General features: G+C 71.2%; 12 protein-coding genes. 7 read left to right on the top strand and 5 right to left on the bottom strand.

Translation table 11 applies throughout. The features are described from left to right. Positions 1-499, bottom strand: a 499-nt coding sequence (gene ssb, locus AC1DXK_RS28815) for a single-stranded DNA-binding protein (RefSeq protein ID WP_477299572.1), incomplete at its 3' end; no start/stop codon positions are given. A gap of 168 nt (positions 500-667) precedes the next feature. Next, positions 668-1,684 (bottom strand): NADP-dependent oxidoreductase, encoded by a 1,017-nt coding sequence (locus tag AC1DXK_RS28820; RefSeq protein ID WP_457108721.1) that lies wholly within the window; start codon positions 1,682-1,684, stop codon positions 668-670. Between the two features lie 124 nt (positions 1,685-1,808). Between AC1DXK_RS28820 and AC1DXK_RS28825 the strand changes: the two genes are divergently transcribed. Together AC1DXK_RS28825 and AC1DXK_RS28830 are read left to right on the top strand one after the other, a co-directional pair. After that, the gene (locus AC1DXK_RS28825) at positions 1,809-2,207 is read left to right on the top strand and encodes a DUF4174 domain-containing protein (protein ID WP_457108722.1); all 399 of its coding nucleotides are present in this window, start codon (positions 1,809-1,811) and stop codon (positions 2,205-2,207) included. Positions 2,208-2,345: 138 nt separating this feature from the next. Next, positions 2,346-2,522: a hypothetical protein gene (locus AC1DXK_RS28830; RefSeq protein ID WP_457108723.1), complete on the top strand. Its 177-nt coding sequence runs from the start codon at positions 2,346-2,348 to the stop codon at positions 2,520-2,522. Between the two features lie 161 nt (positions 2,523-2,683). Here the strand turns inward: AC1DXK_RS28830 and AC1DXK_RS28835 are convergent, their stop codons facing one another. The 3 genes from AC1DXK_RS28835 to AC1DXK_RS28845 all read right to left on the bottom strand — a co-directional run bounded on the left by AC1DXK_RS28835 (position 2,684) and on the right by AC1DXK_RS28845 (position 4,565). Continuing rightward, on the bottom strand, positions 2,684-3,085 hold the full coding sequence (locus AC1DXK_RS28835) for a hypothetical protein (protein WP_457108724.1): 402 nt from the start codon (positions 3,083-3,085) through the stop codon (positions 2,684-2,686). Between the two features lie 86 nt (positions 3,086-3,171). Then, on the bottom strand, positions 3,172-3,567 hold the full coding sequence (locus tag AC1DXK_RS28840) for a hypothetical protein (RefSeq protein ID WP_457108725.1): 396 nt from the start codon (positions 3,565-3,567) through the stop codon (positions 3,172-3,174). Positions 3,568-3,635: 68 nt separating this feature from the next. Then, entirely contained in the window at positions 3,636-4,565 is a 930-nt protein-coding gene (locus AC1DXK_RS28845) for a protein-methionine-sulfoxide reductase heme-binding subunit MsrQ (protein WP_457108726.1), read from the bottom strand. A 210-nt stretch (positions 4,566-4,775) separates the two neighbouring features. Between AC1DXK_RS28845 and AC1DXK_RS28850 the strand changes: the two genes are divergently transcribed. The 5 genes from AC1DXK_RS28850 to AC1DXK_RS28870 all read left to right on the top strand — a co-directional run. Further along, positions 4,776-5,786: an aldo/keto reductase gene (locus AC1DXK_RS28850; protein WP_457108727.1), complete on the top strand. Its 1,011-nt coding sequence runs from the start codon at positions 4,776-4,778 to the stop codon at positions 5,784-5,786. 194 nt (positions 5,787-5,980) lie between these two features. Continuing rightward, complete coding sequence (gene rimP, locus AC1DXK_RS28855; protein WP_457108728.1) at positions 5,981-6,745, top strand: ribosome maturation factor RimP; 765 nt, start codon at positions 5,981-5,983, stop codon at positions 6,743-6,745. A 64-nt stretch (positions 6,746-6,809) separates the two neighbouring features. Beyond that, positions 6,810-8,438 (top strand): transcription termination factor NusA, encoded by a 1,629-nt coding sequence (gene nusA, locus AC1DXK_RS28860; protein ID WP_457108729.1) that lies wholly within the window; start codon positions 6,810-6,812, stop codon positions 8,436-8,438. 25 nt (positions 8,439-8,463) lie between these two features. Further along, entirely contained in the window at positions 8,464-9,186 is a 723-nt protein-coding gene (locus AC1DXK_RS28865; RefSeq protein WP_457108730.1) for an RNA-binding protein, read from the top strand. A gap of 76 nt (positions 9,187-9,262) precedes the next feature. Next, positions 9,263-9,423 (top strand): translation initiation factor IF-2 associated domain-containing protein (locus AC1DXK_RS28870; RefSeq protein WP_477299573.1); only part of this gene is annotated, 161 nt, incomplete at its 3' end.

Here is a 9,423-nt window from a genome sequence, read left to right on the forward strand (position 1 = left end):
GGGCCGGCCGCCGCTCGCCGCCCTGGGCGCGGCCACCGCCGAAATCGCCGCCGCGGTCACCGCCCCGGCCACCGCCGGAGTCGCCGCCACGGCTGATCTGGCCGCCGCCATCGTCCTCGCCGGCGAAGTCGCCGCCGCCGCCGCCACCGCGCCCGTCGAGGATCGTCATCTCGCCGCGGAAGCGCTGAAGCACCACCTCGGTGGTGTACTTCTCGACTCCGGAATTGTCGGTCCACTTCCGGGTCTGGAGCTGGCCCTCGATGTAGACCTTCGAGCCCTTGCGCAGATACTGCTCGGCCACTCGGGCGAGGTTGTCGTTGTAGATCACGACCGAGTGCCACTCGGTCTTCTCCTTGCGCTCGCCGGACGCCTTGTCCTTCCACGACTCGGAGGTGGCGAGCCGCAGGTTGCAAACCGGGTCGCCCGAGCCGAGGCGGCGCATCTCCGGGTCGCGCCCGAGATTGCCCACCAGAATCACCTTGTTGACGCTGCCCGCCATCACTCTCTCCTGACCGTACGGATCTCACAGGGCACCTGCCCGGCGGCGCGCGAACCATGCGCCCGGGCCTCCGGAGCGGCAACCTGCGGAGCGGGCTTGTGCCCGCTTTCCGCAGCGCCACCGGATCCGTTTGTTCTATATCCGTTCCGGAGCGGCAGCAAGCGGCGCTCAGGAGACGCGCACGACCAGCTTGCCGAAATTCCGGCCCTTCAGCAGGCCGATGAAGGCCTCCGGGGCGTTCTCCAAGCCCTCGACTACGTCCTCTCGGTACCGGACCCGGCCCTCCTGGATCCAGCCGGCGACCTCCTTGCGGAACGTCTCCGCCTGCTCGGCGAAGTCCCAGACGATGAAGCCCTGGATGTGCAGCCGGTTGGTCAGCACGGCGCGCATCAGGCCGGGCAGCCGGTCGGGGCCGGGCGGGACCTCGGTGGCATTGTAGGCCGAGACGAGGCCGCAGACCGGGATCCGCGCGAACGGGTTCAGCAACGGCATCACGGCGGCGAAGACCGCGCCGCCGACGTTCTCGAAGTAGACGTCGATGCCCTTGGGGCAGGCGGACGCGAGCGCGCCCGGCAGGTCGGCGCCGCGATGGTCGACGGCGGCATCGAAGCCCAGCTCCTCGGTGAGATAGCGGCACTTGTCGGGGCCGCCCGCGATGCCGACGGCCCGGGCGCCGTGCAGCTTGGCGATCTGCCCGACGAGCGACCCGACCGGGCCGGCGGCGGCGGCGACCACGACGGTCTCACCGAATTTCGGCCGGCCGATGTTGAGGAGGCCGGTATAGGCGGTCATCCCCGGCATCCCGAGCACGCCCAGGGCCGTCGACGGCGGAGCGACGGAGGGGTCGACCTTGCGCGAGCCCTTGCCGTCCGTGACGAAATAATCCTGCCAGCCCGCGAAGGCGGTCAGCAGGTCGCCGACGGCGTGGTCGGGATGGTTCGAGGCGACGACCTCGCCCACGGTCTCCGCGGTGATCGGCGCGCCGATCTCCACGGGGGCGGCGTAGGATTTCGCGTCGCTCATCCGGCCGCGCATGTAGGGATCGAGGGACAACCAGCGGGTGCGCAGCAGGACCTGGCCCGGTCCGGGCTGCGGCACCGGCACCTCCTCCAGGCGGAAATTCTCGGCTCGTGGCTCGCCGTGCGGGCGCGAGGCCAGGACGATGCGGCGGTTCATGGTGGTCATGACGGTCTCCCGAATTCTGGCTGCCGCCTCGATCTGGGGCGCGGGGCGGCCGCGGCAAAGGCGCAGGCGCGATCTCCGGGGCCGATCCGTGCGTTGTCCCGGCGCGTGAACACGGAGCGGCGACATGCGGACGACGGCACTGGGTCTCGGTCTGGCGGTCCTCGGGGCGGGCGCGGCCTCTGCCGGGCCGCTCGATGCCTATCGCGACCGCGCGCGGGTGCTGGTCCTGTCGGCGCCCGATGCGGCGGACACCCAACTCACGGGTCAGCGGGCGGCGCTGGGTTCGGCGCGCACCGGCATCGCCGAGCGCGATCTCGTGGTGCTCGAGGCGATCGGCTCCGGCGCGGAGGCGAAGGCCCTCCGCGCCCGGCTCGACCTGCCCTCGGACAGCTTCCGGGCGGTCCTGATCGGGAAGGATGGGGGCGCCAAATTCACCGCCGCGGCGCCCATCGCACCGCAGGCGCTGTTCGCCACGATCGACGCGATGCCGATGCGGCGCGCCGAGATGCGGGGGCGCCGCTAGGGTGCGGTCCCGTGTGTACGGGTGGGTGCGCGGACACCATCGGTTAAGCCTACCGGCCTATCACCGAACCGTGTCGACGGCCCGTTGCCGGCCGTCCGTCGAGGCCCGCCAGGACGCACCCACGAGACGCTCGAATCGATGACCCGACAACAAGTTGCAACCGCCATACGCCGCCTCGTCGCCCTGCAGGTCGAGGACATCGATCGCGCGGTCCGCGACGGCCACAAGACCATCGCGCTGAACGAGCTGGCGGATCTGAACCGCCAGCTCAAGGCCTTCGCGGCCGCCCTGAAGAAGGCGCCGGCCCGGATCTGAGCCGGGTCCCGATCGAACACCCCGGTCGCTGAAGCCCTGCATCGGCCCGCGCGCCGCACGCGCGGACCACGGCGGCGCGATCTCGTGTGACCTCGCGTCGGCGGAGTGCTTCAGCCCATGCGCGGTCAGGTGGCGGGCCATGGAGCCAGCCGCCACACATCCTACCAGCGCGGGCCTTCCCAGCGGCGGGGCGGGATGTCCTCCGGGGGCGGAGGCGGCGGGGGCGGCCCGCGGTCGAAGGCCGGCTCGTCGCAAACCCGCACCCGGCGCAGCACGGGCGCCCCGTCCGGATCGAATCGCCGCCGGACGAACTCCCGACAGGCCTCGGGGGGCGCGGCGGTGAAGCGCGGGCCGCGGAACTCCGGCTCGGGGCGCGGTGGCGGTGGCGGGGGCCGGCGCTCGGGCTCGTCCTCTTGGACCGGATCGCCGTAGCCGTGGGGCGGGGGATAGGGGCCGTCGAAATCAGCGGCCCAGGCCGGGCCGGCGGCGAGGAGCAGAGCGCAGAATCCGGTGCGTGCGAGGCGATGACGGGCGGGCAAGGGGGCCTCGGCGGGATCGGGCACGCGGGAATCGCGGCCACCATCGCTGGAGGATGTCCCGGGGCGCCTGAACCGCCGTCGTTACGCCGGGTCGGCCGCCGTTCAGGCGACTATTGCTGCATCGCGTTGACTTCGCACTGCGCGTAGTCGGCGCTCGCCTTCACGTAGGCGTTGAGCTTCTGCACGTAGCCCTCGGCGATCGGCCGGAAGGCCTGCGCCTGCAGGTTATAGGCCTTGATCGCATCGTTGTAGCTGTAGGCCTCCCAGCCTGGGCAGCCCTCCTTGGCGTCGAGGCAGGCGGGCTTCGCCGGCAGCGCCGGCTTCATCGGCCGGGCGGAGGCCGGGGGCGGCTCGGGCGGCGTGCAGGCAGCGACGGTCGGTGCGGCCGCCGCCGGGGTTGGCGGGGTGGGCGCCGCTTTGGTCGGGCTCGGTGGCTTCGCGGACGGGGCCGGATAGGCGGCGGTCGGCGCGAGCAAGCCCGCGATCAGGAGAAACGTGCCGCGCATGGCGTCTCGGAAGCTCCGCTGGGTCCTGCACCGCCGATGGCGGCGGGCCGGCAGCGGTTTCTGCGGCATCAGGCCGGCGGCGACAAGGGTTCCCGAACAGGGGCGGGACGGGCCGCGGAGGCGGGGTGTCTGCCGGCAACCTGTCGGACCGGGCGGGCCTTCGCGCCCCGCAGGAGCGCCACGAGCGGCAGGGACAGGCCGACGGCCAGCACCCACCAGGCCGGCCGGATCGGGCCGGAGAAATCCAGGTTGGCGGCGAGAACGAGGTTGGCCGGGACACCGCTGGCGAGCCCGTACCAGGCGGCCTCGAGCCCCGCGGTGGCGAGGCCGGCGAGGATCGCGAGCAGCAGGAGCGACCAGGGCCGCTCCGGCCATCTGAATCGCCGCATCACCCGCCAGCCCATGAGCAGCAGGAACAGCCCTGCCGAGAAGACCGGATCGGTGACATCGATCTTCGACTGCAGGAAGTAATGGACCAGGGCCAGAACGGCGATCGTGTAGACGAGCCGGTGCAGCCGATTCCAGTTCGGGCCGAGGGTGCGGATCGCCGCATCCGTGGAGGTCAGGCCGAGGGCGATCAGGCCGATCAGCGCCACGAAGCCGATCGTCAGGTAGAGCCGGAGCGCGATCTCCGAGACCACCTTGGTGAGGATCAGGTTCTGGTCGACCGCGTAGAGGGTGAGATGGGCCACCGCGTAGGCCATCACGGTGACGCCGAGCATCCGCCGCACCACGAGGACCCTGGACCAGTCGGCGACGCGGCGGAGCGGAGAGACCGCCAGGGAGAACAGCAGGAAGCGCACCGCCCACTCGCCGGTGGCGTGGATCAGCGCGGTGATCGGCTTCGCGCCCAGGGCGTCGAGCCGGTAGGCGGCGGCGAGGTACAGGGCCGGCGCGATGCACCCCGCGAAGACGACGAGCTTCAGCCAGGAGAGGCGGCCGGCCCGATCGAGCCAGGGGCGGGGGATCTCGGGAAGGATGGCCGAGCGGTCGATCATGGGTCTCGGACAGGCTCATCTTCGGTGAAGGACGGCGGCGACCCGCCTTGCGGCAGGCGCCACGGCGAGAACGGCCGCCCCCGGGCTCCGGTGCCGGCACGGGTCGGTTCGCCGCGGCCGGGCTCAGGTTACACGGCCCTGTCGCCCGGCACGGTTGACCTCGGCCGCGCAGTGGCGAGATAGCGGGACGACGGACACCGGATGGATCCCATGCAGTACCGCAATCTCGGCCGCTCCGGCCTCAAGGTCTCGCCGATCTGCCTCGGCACGATGATGTTCGGCGGCCCCACCGACGAGGCGACCGCCGGCCGGATCGTCGCCAACGCCCGGGAGGCGGGAGTCAACTTCATCGACACGGCCAACGTCTACACGGACGGCCGCTCCGAGGAGATCACCGGCCGGGCCATCAAGGGCGACCGCGCCGCCTGGATCCTGGCCACCAAGGTCGCCAACCCGACGGGCTCGGGTGTCAACGACCGCGGCCTGTCGCGGGTCCACGTGATGCGGGCCGCCGAGGATAGCCTGCGCCGGCTCGGCACCGACGTCATCGACATCTACTACCTGCACAAGGAAGATCACGACACGCCGCTCGCCGAGACGGTCCGGGCGATGGCCGACCTCGTGCGGGCGGGCAAGATCCGCCATTTCGGCGTCTCGAACCACCGCTCCTGGCGGGTCGCCGAGATCTGCCGGCTCTGCGACGAGCTGGGGATCGACCGGCCGGTGGTAAGCCAGCCCTATTACAATGCCTTCAATCGCATGCCCGAGACCGAGCACCTGCCGGCCTGCGCCCATTACGGGCTCGGCGTCGTGCCCTACTCGCCGCTCGCCCGCGGCGTGCTCACCGGCAAGTACGACCCGGACGCCCCGCCGCCGGCCGAATCCCGCGCCGGCCGCCAGGACACGCGGATGATGCAGACCGAGTGGCGCCCCGAATCTCTGCGCATCGCCCGGACCCTGAAGGAACACGCCGAGGCGCGGGGCATCACGGCCGGCCAGTTCGCCACCGCCTGGGTGCTGAACAACCGGCTCGTCACCGGCGTCATCGCCGGGCCGCGGACGGAGGCGCAGTGGCAGGAATATCTCGGCGCCCTCGACTACGCCTTCACGCCGGAGGACGAGGCGCTGGTCGACGGGTTCGTGGCCGCCGGACATCCGACGACGCCCGGCTACAACGACCCGGCCTACCCCCTGGAGGGGCGGGTGCCGCGGTGCGGCTGACGGAACGGCCTTGAACTTTCGACGATCCGCGGCTATCTGACCTTCAACAGTTCTGATGGCAGTCGAGAGGCTGCGGTTCGGGAGTGGGCCCCACCGGGTCCGCTCTTTTTTTTCGCCGCACGGGTCTCTCGCCGCGAAGGCCGCACGCCGCGGGCCGACCACCAGAACGCCGCGAAGGTTGCGCGCTGAACTCCATGTCGTCCGAGATCGAAGGGGATCTGTCCGAGAAGCGCCTCGTCCGCGAGGCCGGGGTCGCCGCGCGCGTCGCGCAGGCGATCGAGGGGCCGCTCGAGGGTCTGGGCTTCCGGCTGGTCCGGGTGAAGATGTCCAACATCAACGGCTGCACCGTGCAGATCATGGCGGAGCGTCCGGACGGCACCTTCACGATCGCGGATTGCGAGGCGGTGAGCCGGACGATCTCGCCGATCCTCGACGTCGACGATCCGGTGGGAGGGGCCTACAACTTGGAGGTCTCCTCGCCGGGGATCGACCGACCCCTGGTGCGGATCTCGGATTTCGCCCGCTGGGTTGGCTACGAGGCCAAGGTCGAGTTGAGCCCGCCGCTGGACGGGCGCAAGCGCTTCCGCGGCATCCTCGGCGCGCCGGATCCGGCGCGGCTTACCGTGCCGATCGATCTGCCCGACGTGAAGGAAGGGCTCCCGAGCCGCATCGACCTTCCGCTCAAGGACCTCGCCGAGGCCCATCTCGTCCTCACCGACGAGTTGATTCGCGAGTCGCTCCGCCGTGGCGGGCCGCCCGCCGAGGACGAGTCCGACGAGGTCGAGGACGATGCCCCGGACGCGGAGAGCCCGCCGCCGCCGGCGCGCAGCCCCTTCCGGCCGAAGGGGCCGAAGAAGGCCAGCCCCGCGGGCAAGCCCGAGAAGCAGCCCCGGACCGGCCCCAAGAAGCCGATCGTGACCAAGGCGTCCCGGCTCAAGGACCGCGACTCCCTGCACTGAGACCCCCGTGTCGGCCGCCCGGCGGCCGGCCCGAAGATTTGACGGAAGAGAAGGACCGACACCGATGGCCGTCGTCAGCGCCAACAGGCTCGAACTCCTCCAGATCGCCGACGCGGTCGCCCGCGAGAAGGTGATCGACCGCTCCATCGTGATCGACGCGATGGAGGAGGCGATCGCCAAGGCGGCCCGCTCCCGCTACGGCGCCGAGACGGACGTGCACGCCGAGATCGACAACAAGACCGGGGCGCTGCGCCTGTCGCGACACCTCCTGGTCGTCGATCAGGTGGAGAACGACGCCCGCGAGATCACCCTGGATCAGGCCCGCCGCTACAACCCGGGCGCCCTGGTCGGCGACGTGATCTCCGACACACTGCCGCCCTTCGATTTCGGCCGCGTGGCCGCGCAGTCGGCCAAGCAGGTCATCGTCCAGAAGGTGCGCGACGCCGAGCGCGCCCGCCAGTTCGACGAGTACAAGGACCGCATCGGCGAGATCCTCAACGGCATCGTGAAGCGCGTCGAGTACGGCAACGTGATCGTCGATCTCGGTCGCGGCGAGGGCATCGTGCGCCGGGACGAGATGATCCCGCGCGAGACCTTCCGGCCGGGCGACCGCATCCGCTCCTACCTGTTCGACGTGCGCTCGGAAGTGCGCGGGCCGCAGATCTTCCTGTCGCGCTCGCACCCGCAGTTCATGGCCAAGCTGTTCGGCCAGGAGGTGCCCGAGATCTACGACGGCATTGTCGAGGTGAAGGCTGTGGCCCGCGATCCGGGCTCCCGCGCCAAGATCGCGGTGATCTCCCGCGACGGCAGCATCGACCCGGTCGGCGCCTGCGTGGGCATGCGCGGCTCGCGCGTGCAGGCGGTGGTCGGCGAGCTCCAGGGCGAGAAGATCGACATCATCCCCTGGTCGGAGGACGAGGCGACCTTCATCGTCAACGCCCTCCAGCCCGCCGAGGTGGTGAAGGTGGTGCTCGACGAGGAGGCCGACCGCATCGAGGTGGTGGTGCCGGACGACCAGCTGTCGCTCGCCATTGGCCGCCGCGGCCAGAACGTGCGGCTCGCCTCTCAGCTGACTGGCTGGGACATCGACATCCTCACCGAAGCCGAGGAATCGGAGCGCCGCCAGAAGGAGTTCGCCGAGCGGACCCAGGTGTTCATGGAGGCGCTCGACGTCGACGAGACCGTCGGCCAGCTGCTCGCGGCGGAGGGCTTCCGCAACGTCGAGGAGATCGCCTACGTCGACATCCAGGAGCTGTCCGGCATCCAGGGTCTCGACGAGGAGACCGGCACCGAGATCCAGGCCCGCGCCCAGGACCACCTCGCCCGGATCGAGCAGGCGCACGACGCCCGACGCACCGAACTCGGCGTCGCCGACGAGCTGCGCGAGATCGAGGGCATCACCACGCCCATGATGGTGGCCCTCGGCGAGAACGACGTGAAGAACGTCGAGGACCTCGCGGGCTGCGCCACCGATGACCTCGTCGGCTACACCGAGGGCCGCGGCCCCGAGGCGGTGCGCCATGCCGGCTACCTCGACGGGTTCGACCTGTCCCGTGCCGAGGCCGAGGCCCTGATCATGGCCGCTCGCCTGAAGGCCGGCTGGATCGAGGCGCTGCCCGAGCCGGAGGAGACCGAAGAGGGCGCCGAGTCCGCCGAGGGCGAGGAGACCGCCCCCGCTCCGAACGAGGCCTGAGGCGAGAGCCGGCGGCGGAGGCGCGATGGCCGAGGTCGAGACGATCCTGCCCGAGGATGGGCCGGAGGCCGGGGGGCTCGATTCCGGCCCCGGCCGCCGCATGCCCGAGCGGACCTGCATCGTCACGCGCGTCGCCCAGGCCCCGGAGGCGATGATCCGATTCGTGCGCGGGCCGGACGGCAGCGTCGTCCCCGACCTGCGCGCCAAGCTGCCGGGCCGCGGCGCGTGGGTGAGCGCCCGGCGCGAGGCGGTCGCCACGGCGGTGCGGAAGAACCTGTTCTCGCGGGCGTTCAAGGGGCCGACCCCGGCCGCCCCCGACCTGCCGGACCGGATCGTGGCGGGGCTCCGGGACGATCTGCGGCAAGCCATCGCGATGGCTAACAAGGCGGGCTGCCTTGTCGCAGGTTTCTCGAAGGTCGAGGCCGCGATCGGCGGACAGCCGGCCGCCATCGCGGTGATCCACGCCGCCGAGGCGAGCCCGGACGGTCGCCGCAAGCTCGCCGCGGCCTTGTACAGGCGACACGGCGAGGCCATGTCGAGGATACCGATCATCGATGACCTGTCCGAAGACGAATTGGACATGGCCTTGGGTCGGGGTCATGTGATACACGCTGCGCTCGTCGCAGGAGCCGGAGCTGCCGGCTGCCTGTCGCGTTGGCGTCGGCTACGCTCCTTCGAGGGCGCCGCCGCGGCGACCGGGGAGCCCGATCCAGCCCGAATCGGCGGGATCGACGAAGCCTCACGTTGACGACGCAGGACAGATTTGGCCGGCGCCACCGGGCGACGGTTCACGGGACGATGGAAACCCTCAGGGTTCAGGCTGAATGAGCGATACGAACAACCCGGGCGACAAGACTCTGAACAGGACTTCCCCGAAGCCGCTGTCCCTCAAGCGGCCGATCGAGGCGGGGACCGTGCGTCAGAGCTTCTCCCATGGCCGCTCCAAGCAGGTCGTGGTCGAGACGGTGAAGCGCCGCGTCATCGG

The organism is Methylobacterium sp. P3_A11, from assembly GCF_056403155.1.